This is a genomic window from Streptomyces sp. NPDC032126, from assembly GCF_055580085.1.
In genome coordinates, this window is record NZ_JBVIMA010000011.1 from 219,707 (window position 1) to 237,474 (window position 17,768).

Consider the following 17,768-nt stretch of genomic DNA (forward strand, 5'->3'; position numbering starts at 1 on the left):
ACCGAGGGCCCGGTGGTCTGTACGACCACCGGGCCCTCGGTTCACATGGGAATTGTGGAGATGGCGGGAATCGAACCCGCGTCCAACGGTGCGGAATCAGGGCTTCTCCGTGTGCAGTCCGGTACGAGTTTCTCGGCCCTCCGGATCACCCAGACAAGTCCGGAACGGGCCCAGTCACTGTTTGATTTCCCTCTTCACCCCGTGACCGGGATCAAGGTTTAGTCCCCTAGCTGATGCCAGGAACCGGGTCGGGAACAGCCCCGGGCTGACACTCCCTTAAGTAAGGGGCAGTTGCCTAGCTACCTGATCAGGCAGCGAGGGCGAACTGCGTCGCCTTGGGAGAATCGCTCTTGATAGTGGCGATTATTTTTTTCGGCCTGTGGTTTACGAGATCATGGCCGCTTCCTCGACACGCTTCCCCTGCTTCGACAGCCGCTGTCGAAACCGATCATCCCCATGTTGATATTTCAAGAACCCGGTCTCCCGGGCCGCTCACCAGGTGTTCGCCCGGTGTTGGTGCCATCGTACGGGACCAACGCACGCCGATGCCACCGTATTCCCGGGCAGCCCTGCTACGCGCCCCGCTGACGCCGCTTCGCCGCAGCGATCGCCCGGTCCGACTCCCGCCGGTCCTGCTTCTCCCGCAGGGTCTGACGCTTGTCGTACTCCTTCTTGCCTCGCGCGAGCGCGATCTCCGCCTTCGCCCGGCCGTCCTTGAAGTACAGCGCGAGCGGCACGATCGTGTGCCCCGTCTCCTCCGCCTTGACGGCCAGCTTGTCGATCTCCTCGCGGTGCAGCAGCAGCTTGCGCTTGCGGCGCGCGGAGTGGTTCGTCCAGCTGCCCTGGCTGTACTCCGGGATGTGGGCGTTGTACAGCCACGCCTCGCCCCGGTCCACCTGGACGAACCCGTCGACCAGGGAGGCACGGCCCTGGCGCAGCGACTTCACCTCGGTGCCGCTGAGCACCAGCCCGGCCTCGTAGGTGTCGATGATCGCGTAGTCGTGCCGGGCCTTCTTGTTCTGCGCGACGATCTTGCGCTTGCCGCCCTTCTCGCCGTCCTTGGCCTTGGCGGCCGCCCCGCCCTGCTTGGGCTGGGACTCCTTGGGTACGTACATTCCCTTGCTCATAGTGCCGTCCATTTTCGCACCACGATGGGGGTCGAGGGCCAGCCCTTAAATCACCGGCGGGGCACCACGCGCGTGCGTACCTAGTCGGCGTCTCCCAGGCCCTTGAGGACCGTCCGGGCCTGCTGGAGCGCGCCCTCGTCCGCCTCCAGGTCCGGGGTGATCCCCTTGCCGTCGACGGTGCGGCCCGACGGGGTGCGGTAGTGGCCGACGGTCAGCTCGGCGACGGAGCCGTCGGGCAGCCGGCCCGGCATCTGCACCGAGCCCTTGCCGAAGGTGCGGGTGCCCACGACGACCGCGCGGCCCCGGTCCTGGAGGGCCCCGGTGAGCAGCTCGGCCGCGCTCATGGTGCCGCCGTCGACGAGCGCGACCAGCGGCCGGCTCGTGTCGCCGCCGGGATCGGCGTGCAGGGCGCGCTGTTCGCCGTCCACGTCGTAGGTGGCGACGAGCCCGCCGTCGAGGAACGCGGAGGCGGTGGTGACGGCCTCGGTGACGAGACCCCCGGAATTGCCGCGCAGATCGAGCACGATCCCGGCGCCGGCCGGAGTCCGCGCCACGGTCGCGCGAACGGTGTCGCCCACGCCCTTGGTGAACGCGGCGATCTTTATGACGGTGACCCCGCCCGTGAGCTTCTGCACGGTGACGGAATCGGTGGACAGGCTGGCCCGGCGCAGGGTCTCGCTCCACGCGCGCGTGCCGCGCTGCAGGCCGAGCGTGACCGTCGTACCCGCCGGGGCGTCGGTGGCGTCACCGCGCAGTAAGGACACCACCTCGGTGACCGGCAGCCCGTCGACGGTCCGGCCGTCGACACTGCGCAGCCGGTCGCCCGACCGCACACCGGCGGCGGCCGCGGGCGACCCGTTCTGCACCTTGGTCACCTCGACCCGCCCGTCCCGCTCGCGCCGCGCCCACAGCCCGACGCCGGTGTAGCGGCCGTCGAGGGCCTGCTCGAACTCCTCGTACTCGCCCTCGGAGTACACGGCGCCCCAGCGGTCCCCGCTGCGGCTGACGGCCCGCTCGGCGGCCTCCATGGGCGATTTTCCGTCAGCCATGGCCTCGGCGGCGGCCTCGGCGACCTCGGCGTGCCTGCCGGTGGGAGCGGCGGCCTGCCGCGCCTCCCCGGGCGCCCCCTTGCGGTCCCCCGCGCTGCCGGGCAACGACCCGGTGGCGGCCCCCGCGACGAGCACACTGGCGAACACCAACGTCAGGGCGGCCCCACGGCCGAAACGGCGGGGCTGACAGAACAGGTCACGACCTGACATGGCGGTGAGTCTAGGGGAACGCGAAGGGCCGTACGGCTGCTTGTCCGTACGGCCCTCTTGGCATGCGTCACACCTTCAGGTACTTGCGCAGGGCGAAGAAAGCGGCCAGGGCCGGCATCAGGAGGCTGGTCGCGAGGATGAGGGGGAGCTTGGTGATGACGGCGTCCCAGCCGATGAAGTTGATGAGGTTCAGCTTCTGGGACAGGGCCAGGCCGTGGTCGATGATGAAGTAGCGGGCGATCACCAGGAATCCGCAGGCGACCGTGCCGCCGATCAGGCCGGCGACCGCGGCCTCCGCGATGAACGGCGCCTGGATGTAGAAGCCGGAGGCGCCGACCAGGCGCATGATCCCGGTCTCCCGCCGACGGCTGAACGCCGAGACGCGCACCGTGTTGACGATCAGCATGAGCGCCACCACCAGCATCAGCGCCATCACCGCGCGCGCGGCCCAGTTCATGCCGTTGAGCAGCCCGAACAGGTTGTCCAGGATGCCCTTCTGGTCCTGGACCGACTGCACGCCGTCCCGGGCGTTGAAGCGGCTCGCGACGACCTGGTACTTCTCCGGGTCCTTCAGCTTGATCCGGTACGACTCCTGCATCTGGTCCGGCGTGAGGGACGCGGCCAGCGGCGAGTCGCCGAACTGCTCCTTGTAGTGCTTGTACGCGTCGTCCTGCGACTCGTAGGTGACCGTGTCGACCGCCGGCATCTTCTTGAGGTCGGCGAGGATGTCCTTCTTCTGGTCCTCGGTCACCGCGCCCTTGGCGCAGTTGGGGTCGGACTCGGCGTCGCTCTTGTTGCAGAGGAAGACCGAGACGTTGACCTTGTCGTACCAGTAGCCCTTCATCGTGCTGACCTGGTCGCTCATCAGGAGCGATCCGCCGAACAGCGCGAGGGACAGGGCGACGGAGACGATGACGGCGAAGGTCATCGTCAGATTGCGGCGGAGACCGACACCGATCTCCGACAGAACGAACTGGGCGCGCATGGCGTCTGGTTGGGCCTTTCCGTGGACGGGCGGTCAGTGCTGGTAGCCGTAGACGCCGCGTGCCTGGTCTCGGACGAGGCGGCCCTTCTCCAGCTCGATGACGCGCTTGCGCATCTGGTCCACGATGTTCTGGTCGTGCGTCGCCATCACCACGGTGGTGCCGGTCCGATTGATCCGGTCCAGCAGCTTCATGATGCCGACGGAGGTCTGCGGGTCGAGGTTGCCGGTGGGCTCGTCGGCGATGAGCAGCTTGGGCCGGTTGACGAAGGCGCGCGCGATGGCCACGCGCTGCTGCTCACCGCCGGACAGCTCACCGGGCATCCGGTCCTCCTTGCCGCCGAGGCCGACGAGGTCGAGCACCTGCGGCACGGACTTGCGGATCTCGCCCCGCGACTTGCCGATGACCTCCTGCGCGAAGGCGACGTTCTCCGCCACCGTCTTGTTCGGCAGCAGTCGGAAGTCCTGGAAGACGGTCCCCAGCTGGCGGCGCATCTGCGGCACCTTCCAGTTGGAGAGCCGCGCGAGGTCCTTGCCCAGGACGTGCACCTGGCCGTGGCTGCACCGCTCCTCGCGGAGGATCAGCCGCAGGAAGGTGGACTTTCCGGAGCCGGAGGACCCCACGAGGAACACGAACTCGCCCTTCTCGACCTCGAGGGACACATCCCTGAGGGCGGGGCGGCTCTGCTTGGGGTAGACCTTGGAGACGTTGTCGAATCGGATCACGGATGCACCACGGGTCGCCGGGGGTAGATGAGGGGGACCATACGCGAACCGGGTGCGCGAGCGCAGGCACCGTACGGGGTTGGGGCATGCTTGTGTGCTTTTGTACGGTGCTTCGCACGCTTCCCGGCCCCTGACAGGACGACCTGACGCGAGCTGGCCCGGAACCTGGCACAGTGGTAGGGGAACGTTCGGGTTTCCGTGGGCGTTGTACGGAGCAGAACCGGTGCAAGGAGGGCGAGCGCATGACGTACGACCGGTTGGTGTGCGCGAACTGCGCGGCGCCCGTGAGCGAGGGCCGGTGCCCCGTGTGCCGTGCGAACCGCGAGCGGCTGCAGCAGGAGGGTCTCCTCGGGGGACTGAATCCGACGGCCTTGATCGCGTTGCTGGTGGTGCTGATCGCGGCGGTGGCGCTGCTGGCGCACCAGACCGCTTAGCGGACCGAGCCGAAGAGCGACAGGAAGGGCCCGGAGCGTCGGCTCCGGGCCCTTCTCATATGTCCGCGGCCCTCGCGGGCGTGGCTACCGTCAGGCGGCGGCGCCGCGGCCCGCGGCGAGGCGCGGGAGGACGCGGAAGCCGATACCACCGGCGATCATCGTGGCGGCGCCGATGATCAGGAAGGTGGTCTCGCCGGCACCGGTCTCGGCGAGCTCCTTGCCGCCGCCCTGGGCGGAGGCTTCGGAGGAGTCCGAGGTGTCGGTCAGCGCGGAGCTGCCCTCTTCCTGGGTGGAGTTGTTGTTGCCGTTGGTGTCGGTGTTGCTGCCACCGGTCGACGACGAGCCGCTCGTGGTGCTGGAGCCGCCGGTGGAGGACGAGGAACCGCCGCTGTTGCCGCTGCCGCCGTTCCCGTTGCCGCCGCCGTTGTTGCCGCTGCCGCCGTTCCCGTTACCGCCGTTGTTGCCGTTACCGCCGTTGCCGTTACCGCCGTTGTTGCCGTTGCCACCGTTGTTGCCGGCGCCACCGGCCGCAGCCGCGCCACCAGCGGCGGCAGCGTCGCCGCCACCAGCCGCGGCCGCGCCACCGGCGACAGCGGCGTCGCCACCACCGGCAGCGGCTGCGGCGCCACCGGCGACAGCGGCGTCACCGCCACCGACGGCCGCGTCGCCACCACCGGCGACAGCAGCGGCGCCACCAGCGGCCGCGTCACCGCCACCGGCTGCGGCAGCGTCACCGCCACCGGCGGCAGCGTCGCCACCACCGGCTGCGGCAGCGGCGCCACCGTTGGTCTCGGTGCCGCCGATGACACAGATGCCGACCGGGCAAGGGCCGTCCTGTGTGGTCTTCTGGCTGCCCTCGGCCGTCGAGACGAGCCCGCTGTCGCCGTCGCCGTCGAGGGCCTGGGCCGCGCCGGCCACCGTCAGCGAGGCGCCCGCCGCGATCACGGCGCCGGCGGCGATGCGCGCGACCCGGATCCGCGTCTTCTTGGTCATATGGTTGCTACCCCCAGTAGCTGTCGTCGATGAGGCCGCGCTCGGGGTTGTGATCGACGGAGGTAGCGCTGAGATGAAGCGAAGCCCCCCGGTTCACATGCGCCCCAAAGATACGCATGCCACGCTTTACCCTTCCGATTTTTCATAGCAACGTCAAGGGCGTTGCGCGCGCAATGTCCATCTCCGCACTCAATGCCGGATCCTGCGGCTGTGAGTGTGATGTAAAACCCAGACAAATGACAACCGCCCCCGAATTCGGGGGCGGTTGTCATGTCGACAAATTTACTTCTCTTGCTGCTTGCGCCAGCGAATACCGGCCTCAAGGAAACCGTCGATCTCACCGTCGAGGACGGCCTGCGGGTTTCCGACCTCGAACTCGGTGCGCAGGTCCTTGACCATCTGGTACGGGTGCAGGACGTAGGAACGCATCTGGTTGCCCCAGGAGCTGCCGCCGTCCTTGAGGGCGTCCATCTTGGCCCGCTCCTCCTGACGCTGCCGCTCCAGCAGCTTGGCCTGCAGAACGTTCATGGCCGTGGCCTTGTTCTGGATCTGCGAGCGCTCGTTCTGGCAGGAGACGACGATGCCGGTCGGCAGGTGCGTGATGCGCACCGCGGAGTCGGTGGTGTTGACGCCCTGGCCGCCGGGGCCGGAGGACCGGTACACGTCGATCCGCAGATCGGACTCGTCGATGTCGATGTGGTCGGTCTGCTCGACGACCGGCAGCACCTCGACACCCGCGAAGGAGGTCTGACGGCGGCCCTGGTTGTCGAAGGGCGAGATACGGACGAGCCGGTGGGTGCCCTGCTCCACGGAGAGCGTGCCGTAGGCGTACGGGACCTGGACGGCGAAGGTGGTCGACTTGATGCCGGCCTCTTCCGCGTACGACGTCTCGTAGACCTCGGTCTTGTAGCCGTGGCGCTCCGCCCAGCGCAGGTACATGCGCTGGAGCTGCTCGGCGAAGTCGGCGGCGTCGACGCCACCGGCCTCGGCGCGGATGTTGACCAGGGCCTCGCGCGCGTCGTACTCGCCGGAGAGGAGGGTGCGCACCTCCATCTCGTCGAGCGCCTTCTTCACCGCCGTGAGCTCGGCCTCGGCCTCCGCGCGGGTGTCCGGGTCGTCCTCCTCCTCCGCCATCTCGAAGAGAACGGCGAGGTCGTCGATGCGGCCGCGCAGGGCGTCCGCCTTCCTGACCTCGGCCTGGAGGTGGGACAGCTTGCTGGTGATCTTCTGCGCCTCGTCCGGGTTGTCCCACAGGGACGGCGCGGCCGCCTGCTCCTCGAGCACGGCGATGTCTGCCCTCAGCTTGTCGAGGTCCAGAACGGCCTCGATCGACTCCATGGTCGAGGAGAGGGACTTGAGCTCTTCGGATACATCGACGACTGCCACGCCCTCCAGCGTAACGGCTCCGCCGGGCGACCAGCGCCGCCCGGGCAGGGGGCCGCTCCAGCGGCTGCTCAGGCGGTCGTGCTCGCGGGTCAGGGAGTCGCCGGCGCCGATGAGGACGAGGGCTGCCGGGGCGCGGCCCCCGCGTCGTCCCCGGACGTCGCCAGCCAGGCGCCCACGCCCACCGCCGCCGCCACGCCCACCCCGACCGCGCCCAGCGTGATCCTGCGGCGGCGTGCCGTCGTGCGGTTGCGGGCCGAGCCGGGGCGGGGGGTGCCGGGGGTGCGGGGGACGCGGGCGGTGCCCATCGCGCCGCCCGCCAGTTCGTCGGGCGTCGGCACCCGCATGGACGTGTGGGTGTCCCGGTTGGAGTCGGGCTTCGCGCCCGGCACGAGGGGCACGGCTCCCCGCCGTACCCGCTGTCCGCCCGACGCGACCGGCGCCGCCCGCTCCTCCTCGGTGTCCTCGTCCTGCTCCGCCTCCGGCTCGTCCACGTCCAGCGGCGGCATCCCGGCCAGCGTGGGCAGCAGCTCCCGCAGCCGCGCGGCCAGCTCGGACGCCCGCAGCCGCGACGCCGGTCCCTTGGCGAGGCACTGCACGATCAGCTGCCAGAGTTCGTCCGGGATGCCGGGGAGGGGGGCCACCGTCTCCGTGACGTGGCGGCGCAGCACCGCGCCCGGGTGGCCCCCGCCGAACGGTGTGAAGCCCGCCAGCAGCTCGTACAGGACCGTCGCGAGGGCGTAGATGTCGACCGCCGCCCGGGGCGGCAGGCCCTCCACGATCTCCGGCGCCAGATAGTCGGGCGTGCCGATGATCTTCGTGGCGCGGGTCCGCTTCGGGGTGTCGATGAGTTTCGCCACGCCGAAGTCGGTGAGCAGGGCGCGGTGCGAGCCGCCGGGGCCGAGCGGGCCCTGCATGTCGAGCAGCACGTTCTCCGGCTTCACGTCGCGGTGGACGATCCCGGCCGCGTGCGCGGCGGCGAGGCCCTCCGCGACGTCGGCGACGATGGCGACCGCCGCCTCGGGCGCGAGCCGCCGGTCCCGGTCCAGACGGGTGCGCAGATCGGTGCCGCGGACGAGGTCCATGACGAGGGCCAGATCGTTTCCGTCGACCACGAGGTCCCGTACGGAGACGATGTTCGGGTGCTCCAGGCCGAGCAGCGCGGTGCGCTCCTGCACGAAGCGGCCCACGAGCTCCTCGTCGGAGGCGAGGTCCTCGCGCAGCAGCTTGACGGCGACGGGCCCCTCGGGTCCCTCGCCCAGCCACACCGTGCCGGCGCTGCCCCGCCCGAGGATCTGGTGGGCGGTGTACCGGCTGCCGATCTTCCGTGCCAAGGCTGCTCCTACAGACGCGTGTTGCCGTTAAAAGTACGCGTCCGAAGAGCCAACTTTTGCCGCGGAGACGGAAATCACCCGCCAGATGTCGACAAATCTGCAAACTCGCCGGGGAGTCGGGGCCCGTCAGCTCGTGGTGGACCCGCCCAGATCCTTGAGGAACTTGCCGATCTGGTCCATCCAGTCGCCGAGTTGCTCCCAGTAGCCCTTGCCGGTGCCGATCCAGTCCTGAAGCGGCGTGAACTCCCAGACCATCCACCCGGCCACGATCAGGATGACGACCGAGAACAGGCAGCCCTTCAGACAGCCCAGGCCGGGGATCTTCATCGGGTTGGCGCTGCGCTGCCGCGGCTCCCTCGGCTGCCGGGGCTCCGGCGCGGGCCGCTGCTGCGGCTGGGGCGTGGGCGGCGGGGCGTACCGCTGGGGCTGCTGGTGCTGCGGCGCGTACTGCTGGGGCTGGGGCTGCCGCTGCGGCGCCTGCTGCGGGTAGCCGTACCCCTGCTGCGGCTGCTGGGGGCGCGGCTGCTGCGGCCGGGCCACCTGCCGCTGGGGGCGGCGGCGCAGCGGGTCCTCGTTCGGGTCGAGGTACTGGATCTGCGTCTGCTCGTTGCGGTCGCGGGCGGCGCGCAGCTGGGTCTGCCACGGGTGCGGCTGCTCGGGCTGCTGTCCCTGCTGGCCCTGCTGCCCGTACCCGCCCTGGCCCTGCGGTCCGCCGGTCTGGTGCGGCGGCACCGGCGGGAGGACGGCGGTCGGGTCGGCGGCGCCCGCCGGGCCCGACGCGCCGGGGGTGTGCGGCAGCACGCTGGTCGCGGCGTTCGGGTCGTACGCCCCCGCGCCCGCCGCCGAGCCGTGCGGCAGCACCTGCGTCGGGTCGGCGGCGCCGTCGGCGCCCGGCACGGCCGTGGGCGCCGGGTCGGGCGCGAGGACATGGCCCACGCCCTCGGCGGCGGCGATCTGCATGGAGTTCGCGTGGACGCCGATGCCCTCGGCGACGATCCGCAGCCCGCGCGCGAGGCTCACGGCGCTGGGCCGCTCGTCGGGGTTCTTGCGCAGGCAGCGCTCGATGACCGTCCACAGCGGGTCGGGCACCGTGGAGGGGCGGCGCGGCTCGGCGCTGAGGTGCTGGTGCAGCACCTCCAGGGCGGATCCGCCGCCGAACGGGGGACGGCCGGTGACCAGCTCGTACAACATGATGCCGGCGCCGTAGATGTCGACGGCGGAGGTCTGCGGGCGGCCCTCGGCCGACTCGGGCGCGACATACGCGGGCGTGCCGACGAACTCGCTGGTGCGGGTCAGGCCCGGGGAGTCCGCGAGGCGGGCGATGCCGAAGTCGGTCAGCATCGGGTGCATCTGGCCGCCGTTCTGCGCGAGCAGCACGTTGGCGGGCTTGAGGTCGCGGTGCACCACGCCGTCGGTGTGGCTCGCGGCGAGCGCGTCGGCGACCTGGGCGGTCAGCAGCGCGGCGGCGACCGGCGTGAGGGGGCCGTTCTCGCGCAGGTAGCGGTGCAGGTCGGGGCCGTCGACGAGGTCCATGACCAGGGCGAGCAGATCGCCCTCGACGACCAGGTCGCGGGTGCGGACGATGTTGGGGTGGGTGAGGCGGAGCAGCACGGACCGCTCGCGCAGGAAGCGCATCACGACATCGGGGTCGCTCGCCAGCTCCTCCTTGAGGACCTTGATCGCGACGGTCTCGCCGGGCTGGCCGGGCACGGCCGCCTCGGCTCCCGCGGTCTCGCGCTGACGGGCACGCCACACAGTCCCTGTGGCGCCGCGCCCCAGCGGCTCCTCAAGGAGGTACTTGCTCCCTACCGGCCGCACGTCATGCGCTCCCTGCTGCTTGCCTACGTTCCGCACCACTGTAGGGCCTGTGCCCCGAACCCCGGCCTGTCGTTGTTCTGTGCGTCTTACGTACGGCTTCCCGTACATGTTCGAAGGAAAGACGCTCGGGTCGGTCCCGGGGTTGCCGGAAGCGGACGTGACCGATCTCAAGCGGTCAGCTGTGACGCACTGGTCAGGCACTTTTACGGGCAGAGCCGACCAATCAAGATCACTTGTTCCCGGGGAGCGGGCGCGTTGTCGGTGTCAGGTGCGAGGATGCTGGCAGTACTGGCCGATGTGCTCAGGTGGGGTGGGGGGACGTCCGCGCCGCCGCGCAGAAGGGACCGCTGACGGCGATGCAGATCCGGCTGACCGTCGTAGACCCGCTGGGTCCGCCCACGGCGCAGGGGCGGGGCCGCGCCGCGAGACGCGACGTGCTGGTCACCGCGCCCGCCGGCACGGCCCTGGCCGCGGTTGCGTCGGCCCTGGCCACGGCGGTCGCCGGCGAGAACACCCCGAGCGGCGGCGCCGTGGTGCTGTACGCGGCCGGGGAGCGGCTGGACGCCCAGCGCAGCACCCTGGGCGAGCCCCCGCTGATCGACGGCGCCGTGCTGTCCCTGGGCGCCCCGGCCGACCCCGAGCCGCATCCGGAGGTCGACGACGCCCCGGCCCGCCTCGACGTGATCGCCGGCCCCGACGCCGGCGGCGTCCATCTGCTGCACGGCGGCCAGGTCCGCGTGGGCCGCTCCGCCGACGCCGACGTCCCCCTGGACGACCCGGACGTCTCCCGCCTCCACTGCGCGGTGACGCTCACCCCCGAGGGCCGGGTCACCGTCGCGGACCTCGGCTCGACCAACGGCACCGCCCTGGACGGCGTCCCCGTCCGCGCCCAGCCGGTCCCCTTCCCGCCGGGCGCCCTCCTGCGCATCGGCGAGTCGTCCCTGCGTCTGGCTCCGCCGGGCGGCCCGGGAGCCCGGGTACCGACGACCCCGGACGGCGAGGGCCACGTGCGGGTGCCGTGCGGCGGCGCCGGTGAGGGCGACGGCGGGACACGGGCGAAGTCGGGCGTCGGTGGTACGAGGCCGACGGGCGTCAGTGGTACGGCGGACGCCGGCGGAGTGGCGGGGGCCGCCTACGCGCGCGTGCCCGGCGCACGGGACGGCGACGGCGGCAGGCGGATCGGGGGCGCCCCCGATCACCCCACCGGACCGACCGGCCACCCCACCGGACCAACCGGTCACGCCTACGGCCCGGTGGACTGGGACGCCGCGGAGGCATCCCGAGGCGACCGCCCGCCCCACGGCCTCACGGGAGGCACCCCCGGCGACCACCGCCTGGCCGAGGCACCTCACGTCCCCGGCCAGGCCAGGCCCCCGCACATCGAGAGCCGTTCCGCCGACCCGCGCCCACCGGCCTCCCGGCCCACCTCGACGGCCCCCGCCCCCTCCGACGCCACCCACGGCGGCCGCTCCCCCCTCCACGCGTACCCGGCGCCCGCCGACACCGACGGCTCGCACCCGCCGTACGACACCCCCGCGCACGAACCCGCGCAGCGCCACGACGCGCCCCTCGGCTCCCCCGGCACCCCCTCCCGCCGCAAGAACACCCCCCTGCACGGCACCGAGGCCCCCCGCAAGCGCGGCGGGCTGTCCGCGTGGGCGCGGCGGCTCGCCGGTGGGCGGGGCGGGGCACGGGACGAGGACGAGCAGCACGGCGCGTACGACAGCGACGCGCACCCCGCGTCCCCCGGCTTCGCCGCCTCCGCCCTGCCCGAGACCTGGCCCGACCCCGCCGCCCTGCTGCTCACCGCCCTCGGCCCGGGCCCCCGGCTGTGGGAGCGCGCCCCCGGGCACCCGGAGGCCCTCACCGTGCGGCTGGGGACCGCCGACCGGCCCGCGCCGGACGGGTCGGGGCTGCTGCCCGCCGTGCCGGTGACCGCCGATCTGCGGGAGGTCGGCTCGCTCGGCCTCGCCGGACCCCGGGAGCGGCTGGCCGGGGCGGCGCGGGCGGTGCTGGCGCAGCTCACCGCGCTGCACTCCCCGGACGACCTGGAGGTCGTCCTGCTCAGCACGGACCGCACCCGCTCCCCCGAGGAGCGCGCCGCGGAGTGGTCCTGGCTCGGCTGGCTGCCCCATGTGCGTCCCCACCACGGCCAGGACTGCCGTCTCCTCCTCGCCTACGACCGCGAGCAGGCGGCCGCCCGCCTCGACGAGCTGCTGCGCCGACTGGAGGACCTGCGGCCGCCGGCCGCCCCGCCCGCGCACCGCCCGTCCTGGGCGCTGCCCGACGACCCGTTCCCGGGACCCTTCTCCGTCCTCGTCGTCGACGGCGACCCCGGCGGCGCCGATCTGCGGGAGGCCGTCGCCCGGCTCGCCGACGAGGGCCCGCTCGCCGGCGTCCATGTCGTCGTGCTCGCCGAGACCCGCGCCGCCTCCCCGTCCTCGCCGGTGACCGACACCTACGAGGACGCCTGCGCCGCCGTGCCCGCCTTCCGGGCGTGCGGGACCGTCGGGCTGCTCAGCGGGGACGTGGCGACGGCCCTCAGGGTGCTGCGCGTCGCCCGCACCGGCTCGGGTTCGCGGTCCACGGGCCCGGTCGGCCCGGGCACGGTCGGCGCGGTGGACGCGGTCTCCCCGGCGTGGGCCGAGCGGTTCGCGCGGGCCCTCGCGCCCCTGCGCCCCGACGGCACCGGACCCGGCCCGCACGCGCGCGTGTCGGCCCCGCTGCCCCCGTCGGCCCGGCTGCTGGACGAGCTGGGCCTGGCCCGCGCCACCCCCGCGTCGCTGATGGCCCGCTGGGCCGACGCGGCCGACGACCCGAGGGCGCTCGGCGGCCGGGCCTCGGCCGTGCTGGGCGCGGGCCCGCGCGGCCCGGTCGCCGTCGACCTCGTCGCCGACGGACCGCATCTGCTGATCGAGGGCCCGGCCGGCAGCGGTCGTACGGAGCTGCTGCGGGCGATCGTCGCCTCGCTGGCCGCCGCCGAGCGGCCCGACCGGCTGGGCATCGTCCTGCTGGACGGCATGGACGGCGTGAGCGGCATGAGCGGTACCGACACCCACGGCGGCCGGGGCGGCGCCGGGCAGGGCGACGGACTGCGGGTGTGTACGGACGTACCGCATGTGACGACGCATCTGACCGCCAACGACCCCGTCCGGATGCGGGAGTTCGCGCAGTCGCTGAGCGCCGAGCTGAAGCGGCGGGCCGAGCTGGTGGGCGTGTCCGACTTCGCGGAGTGGCACCGGCACCGGGCCGTGTCGGACCGCATGGTCACCCAGCGCGGCGCACCCGGCGCCGGCGCTCGTCCGGATGCCGGTGCCGGTGCGGGGGCGGCTTCGGGGGCCGCCGATCTCGACACTCCGCCCAGCTCCACCCTGCGGCTGCGCCCCGGCGCGGCGGCCCGCCGTCGGACGGAGGCGGCGCCGCCGCTGCCCCGGCTCGTGGTCGTCGTCGACGATCTGGACGCGCTCCTGTCGCCCGCGCTCGGTTCGCCGGGGCGGCCCGCCGCCGGTTCGGTGACCCGTGCGCTGGAGGCGGTGGCCCGGGACGGCGAGCGCCTCGGCGTGCACCTGGTGGCGGCGGCCCGCCCGGACGGCCGTACGGCGGAGTCCGAACCGGCGCGCCGGGCGGGCCTGCGGATCGCGCTGGAACCGGCCGACACCGCCGGGGCCGACCGCCCGGCGCCCGGCAGAGGCAGGCTGACCTGCGCAGACGGCCGTACGACGGCGTTCCAGGGCGGCCGGGTCACGGGTCGGATCCCCCGCACGGCGACCCTGCGGCCCACGGTGGTCCCGTTGGAGTGGCAGCGCATGGGCGACCCGCCGACCCGCCGCCCGGTCCGCGAGCTGGGCAACGGCCCGACGGACCTGGCCCTGCTGGCCAGCGCCCTGCAACGGGCGGCCCGCGAGGTCGCCGCGGCGGAGGTGCCCTCGCTCATCTGAGAGAAGAACCCTCAGGCGGGGTACACGGTGTGGTGTTGTCGCCGGGCACACACGGAGTCACGACGCGGTCACGATCCGCCGCTTGACACCGTGCGAGCTCTTGCCGACCCCCCGGACCCGGCGTAGACCAGTGCCCACGGGACAGCGCTCGAACGTTCGACGAGATCGAAGAACGGGGCAGTGATGCGCAGCAGCAACCCCATCCGGACACGCGGGACCGCGAAGACAGCCGCCGTGATCGCCGCGGGAGCCCTGGCGCTCTCGCTGACCGCGTGCGGGGGCGACAACGACAAGGACAAGGGCGGCGGCAGCACCGGCGCCACCAGCAAGGAACCCGGCACCTCCCTCACCCTGCCCAAGCTGGACGGTACGACCCTGGAGGTCGCGGCCGTCTGGACGGGCACCGAACAGGCGAACTTCAAGAAGGTCCTCGCCGAGTTCGAGAAACGCACCGGCGCGAAGATCACCTTCGTGCCCGCGCAGGACCCGATCATCAACTTCCTCGGCTCGAAGGTCGCGGGCGGCGCGCCGCCGGACGTGGCGATGCTGCCGCAGCCCGGCGCCATCAAGCAGGCCGTCGACAAGGGCTGGGCCAAGCCGCTGGGCGCCGAGGCCCAGGCGGAGCTCGCCAAGAACTACGCCCAGGGCTGGCAGGACATCGGCAAGGTGGGCGGCAAGCAGTACGGCGTCTACTACAAGGCCGCCAACAAGTCGCTGATCTGGTACAACACCAAGGTCTTCGAGAACGCGGGCGCGAGTGAGCCGAAGACGTGGAAGGACCTGCTGAACACCGCGCAGACGGTCTACGACTCCGGCGTCACCCCGTTCTCGATCGGCGGGGCCGACGGCTGGACCCTGACCGACTGGTTCGAGAACGTCTATCTGTCCCAGGCGGGCCCGGAGAAGTACGACCAGCTCGCCCAGCACAAGATCAAGTGGACGGATCCTTCCGTGAAGGAGGCCCTGACCACGCTCGCGCAGATCTGGGGCAAGAAGGACTGGGTCGCGGGCGGCGCGAACGGCGCGCTGCAGACGGAGTTCCCGGCCTCGGTGACGCAGACCTTCACGGGCGGCGAGCAGCCGAAGGCCGCGATGGTCTACGAGGGCGACTTCGTGCAGGTCAACATCGCCGACACCAAGGCGAAGGTGGGCACGGACGCCAAGGTGTTCCCGTTCCCGACGGTCGGCTCGACCGCTCCGGTGGTCTCCGGCGGTGACGCGGCGGTGATCCTGAAGGACTCCAAGGGCGCGCAGGCACTGGCGACCTGGCTGGCCTCCCCGGAGGCGGCGACGATCCAGGCGAAGCTCGGCGGGTATCTCTCGCCGAACAAGAACGTGGACACCTCGTCGTACCCGAACGACGTGCAGCGCAGGATCGCCCAGGCGCTGATCGCGTCCGGTGACGACTTCCGCTTCGACATGTCCGACCAGGCCCCGCAGGCGTTCGGCGGCACCCCCGGCAAGGGCGAGTGGAAGGACCTCCAGGACTTCCTGAAGAACCCGGCGAACGTCGCGGGGACCCAGGCGAAGCTGGAGGCCGACGCGGCCGCGGCGTACGGGAGCTGATCCGGCGATGGCGTCGGCAGCGGCGGCGGGGGCCGGCCAGGCCCCCGCCCCTCGTTCCCGCAGGAGCGTGACCGGCACCCGCCGCACGGTGGCAGCGCTGTTCCTGCTGCCCGCCCTGGTGCTGCTGGGCGCGCTCGTGGTCTACCCGATCGGGTACTCGGTCATCAGGAGCTTCTACGACCAGTCCGGCGACGGTTTCACCGGCGTCGACAACTACAGGGCGCTGTTCACGGACGACGGCATCCGCGCCGCCCTGAAGAACAACATCATCTGGGTGGTGTTCGCGCCGACGGTCACCACCGCCCTCGGCCTGATCTTCGCGGTGCTGACCGAGCGGGTGCGCTGGGGCACGGCGTTCAAACTGGTCGTCTTCATGCCGATGGCGATCTCGATGCTCGCGGCCGGGATCATCTTCCGGCTGGTGTACGACCAGGACCCCGACAAGGGGGTCGCGAACGCGGTGTGGGTGGGGGTGCACGACACGTTCACCGAGTCCTCGGCGTTCCCGAAGGCCCACCCCGGGCGTCAGTCGCCGCTGGTCGCGCAGGGCGGCGGCTTCATCACCAAGGCGCCCGTGCACGCCGGGACGCCGGTCGCCCTGCCGCTGGTGGGGGTGGCCCCGGACCAGCTGCCCGACAGTGCCAAGAAGGCCGTGGCGGCGCAGGCCGACCCGGGCAAGGTCACCGGCACGACCTGGCAGGACTTCACGCGCGGCCACGGCGTCGGCACCCTCGGCAAGCCGGACCCGTCCGAGGTGGGCTATCCGGGGATGCGGATCGAGGCGGTCAAGGACGGCAAGGTGGTCGCGTCGACGAAGGCCGCCGACGACGGCACCTTCACACTGCCGCAAACCGCCGACGGGGCCCTGCTGCGGCTGCCGGCGAGCAACTTCAAGGAGGCGTACAACGGCCTGAACTGGCTCGGCCCGTCCCTGGTCACCCCGGCGATCATCGGCTCGTACATCTGGATGTGGGCGGGTTTCGCGATGGTGCTGATCGCGGCGGGGCTCGCGGGCGTGCCGAGGGAGCTGCTGGAGGCGGCGCGCGTCGACGGGGCCAATGAGTGGCAGGTGTTCCGGCGGGTCACCGTGCCCCTCCTGGCGCCGGTCCTCGCGGTCGTCGTCGTCACCCTGATGATCAATGTGCTGAAGATCTTCGACCTGGTCTTCATCATCGCCCCGGGCTCCTCGCAGGACGACGCGAACGTGCTCGCCCTGGAGCTGTACCGCAAGGGCTTCTCCGAGGACCAGCCGGGTATCGCCAGCGCGATCGCGGTGTTCCTGCTGCTGCTGGTGATCCCGGTGATGTGGTTCAACATCCGGCGGCTGCGGCGGGAGGTGCGGCGATGACGGCCAAGGCGCTCGGCGGGAAGATCGTCGAGAAGGTCAACGGCGGCCTGGTCCGGGTCTTCCTGATCGTCGTCGCCCTGTTCTGGCTGGTGCCGACGTTCGGCCTGCTGGTCTCCTCGCTGCGCGCGCCCGAGGACATGAGCGCGAGCGGCTGGTGGAAGGTGTTCAGCGAGCCCTCCCAACTCACCTTCGACAGCTATCAGAAGCTGCTGGAGAACAGCGACATCACCGACTCGCTGGTCAACACGGTCCTGATCACCGTGCCGGCCACGCTCCTCGTGGTCGCGATCGGTGCCCTCGCCGGCTACGCGTTCGCGTGGATGGACTTCCCGGGCCGCGACTGGTGGTTCCTGGCCGTGGTGGGGCTGCTGGTGGTGCCGGTGCAGGTGGCGCTGATCCCGATCGCCGAACTCTTCGGCCACATCGGGCTGTTCGGCTCGGTGCTGGGCGTGGTGCTGTTCCACACGGGCTTCGGGCTGCCCTTCGCCGTGTTCCTGCTGCGGAACTTCTTCGCGGAGATCCCCCGCGAACTGCTGGAGGCGGCGCGCCTCGACGGCGCCGGCGAACTGCGGCTGTTCCTGCGCGTGGTGCTGCCGCTGGCCGCTCCGGCGATCGCGAGCCTGGCCATCTTCCAGTTCCTGTGGGTGTGGAACGACATGCTGGTCGCCCTGGTGTTCACCAACGCCGACAGCCAGCCGATCACGGTCGCCCTGCAGACGCAGGTCCGGCAGTTCGGCAACAACATCGATGTGCTGGCGCCGGGCGCGTTCATCTCGATGGTCATCCCGCTGGCCGTGTTCTTCGCGTTCCAGCGGCAGTTCGTGTCCGGCGTGATGGCGGGCGCGGTCAAGTAGGTTCCC

The 17,768-nt window shown here is 72.0% G+C and carries 13 protein-coding genes and 1 other RNA gene; 5 read left to right on the forward strand and 9 right to left on the reverse strand.

From position 1 onward, the window contains the following. Positions 1-52 precede the first annotated feature (52 nt). The 5 genes from ssrA to ftsE form a co-directional block, all read right to left on the reverse strand. Positions 53-456: a transfer-messenger RNA gene (ssrA, locus tag ACZ5NW_RS33640) on the reverse strand. 116 nt (positions 457-572) lie between these two features. Further along, the gene (smpB, locus tag ACZ5NW_RS33645; RefSeq protein WP_468747844.1) at positions 573-1,115 is read right to left on the reverse strand and encodes an SsrA-binding protein SmpB; all 543 of its coding nucleotides are present in this window, start codon (positions 1,113-1,115) and stop codon (positions 573-575) included. A gap of 92 nt (positions 1,116-1,207) precedes the next feature. Continuing rightward, the gene (locus ACZ5NW_RS33650) at positions 1,208-2,386 is read right to left on the reverse strand and encodes a S41 family peptidase (RefSeq protein ID WP_468747797.1); all 1,179 of its coding nucleotides are present in this window, start codon (positions 2,384-2,386) and stop codon (positions 1,208-1,210) included. Positions 2,387-2,453: 67 nt separating this feature from the next. Continuing rightward, positions 2,454-3,371 carry a permease-like cell division protein FtsX gene (gene ftsX, locus ACZ5NW_RS33655; protein WP_468747798.1) on the reverse strand — a complete coding sequence of 306 codons (918 nt, stop codon included), beginning with the start codon at positions 3,369-3,371 and terminating at the stop codon, positions 2,454-2,456. A gap of 33 nt (positions 3,372-3,404) precedes the next feature. Continuing rightward, positions 3,405-4,094, reverse strand: a complete 690-nt coding sequence (gene ftsE / locus ACZ5NW_RS33660) for a cell division ATP-binding protein FtsE (protein ID WP_264930924.1) — start codon at positions 4,092-4,094, stop codon at positions 3,405-3,407. A 242-nt stretch (positions 4,095-4,336) separates the two neighbouring features. Here ftsE and ACZ5NW_RS33665 point away from each other — a divergent pair, with 242 nt between their 5' ends. After that, positions 4,337-4,528, forward strand: coding sequence for a hypothetical protein (locus tag ACZ5NW_RS33665; RefSeq protein WP_468747799.1), 192 nt, complete (start codon positions 4,337-4,339; stop codon positions 4,526-4,528). Positions 4,529-4,618: 90 nt separating this feature from the next. Here the strand turns inward: ACZ5NW_RS33665 and ACZ5NW_RS33670 are convergent, their stop codons facing one another. From ACZ5NW_RS33670 to ACZ5NW_RS33685, 4 genes are all read right to left on the reverse strand, one after another. Continuing rightward, the gene (locus tag ACZ5NW_RS33670; RefSeq protein ID WP_468747800.1) at positions 4,619-5,521 is read right to left on the reverse strand and encodes a hypothetical protein; all 903 of its coding nucleotides are present in this window, start codon (positions 5,519-5,521) and stop codon (positions 4,619-4,621) included. Between the two features lie 282 nt (positions 5,522-5,803). Further along, positions 5,804-6,907: a peptide chain release factor 2 gene (gene prfB, locus ACZ5NW_RS33675; protein ID WP_468747801.1), complete on the reverse strand. Its 1,104-nt coding sequence runs from the start codon at positions 6,905-6,907 to the stop codon at positions 5,804-5,806. Between the two features lie 89 nt (positions 6,908-6,996). Next, a complete protein-coding gene (locus tag ACZ5NW_RS33680; protein WP_468747802.1) occupies positions 6,997-8,238 on the reverse strand; it encodes a serine/threonine-protein kinase in 1,242 nt (413 codons plus the stop codon). Positions 8,239-8,364: 126 nt separating this feature from the next. Next, positions 8,365-10,056: a serine/threonine-protein kinase gene (locus ACZ5NW_RS33685; RefSeq protein WP_468747803.1), complete on the reverse strand. Its 1,692-nt coding sequence runs from the start codon at positions 10,054-10,056 to the stop codon at positions 8,365-8,367. Positions 10,057-10,412: 356 nt separating this feature from the next. Between ACZ5NW_RS33685 and ACZ5NW_RS33690 the strand changes: the two genes are divergently transcribed. The 4 genes from ACZ5NW_RS33690 (at position 10,413) to ACZ5NW_RS33705 (ending at position 17,762) form a co-directional block, all read left to right on the forward strand. Next, on the forward strand, positions 10,413-13,994 hold the full coding sequence (locus ACZ5NW_RS33690) for an FHA domain-containing protein (protein ID WP_468747845.1): 3,582 nt from the start codon (positions 10,413-10,415) through the stop codon (positions 13,992-13,994). 183 nt (positions 13,995-14,177) lie between these two features. After that, positions 14,178-15,560 carry an ABC transporter substrate-binding protein gene (locus ACZ5NW_RS33695; RefSeq protein ID WP_468747804.1) on the forward strand — a complete coding sequence of 461 codons (1,383 nt, stop codon included), beginning with the start codon at positions 14,178-14,180 and terminating at the stop codon, positions 15,558-15,560. 7 nt (positions 15,561-15,567) lie between these two features. Further along, positions 15,568-16,908 carry a carbohydrate ABC transporter permease gene (locus tag ACZ5NW_RS33700; RefSeq protein ID WP_468747805.1) on the forward strand — a complete coding sequence of 447 codons (1,341 nt, stop codon included), beginning with the start codon at positions 15,568-15,570 and terminating at the stop codon, positions 16,906-16,908. Continuing rightward, a complete protein-coding gene (locus ACZ5NW_RS33705) occupies positions 16,905-17,762 on the forward strand; it encodes a carbohydrate ABC transporter permease (RefSeq protein ID WP_468747806.1) in 858 nt (285 codons plus the stop codon). The genes ACZ5NW_RS33700 and ACZ5NW_RS33705 overlap by 4 nt, the downstream gene beginning before the upstream one ends. The last annotated feature ends 6 nt before the right edge of the window (positions 17,763-17,768 follow it).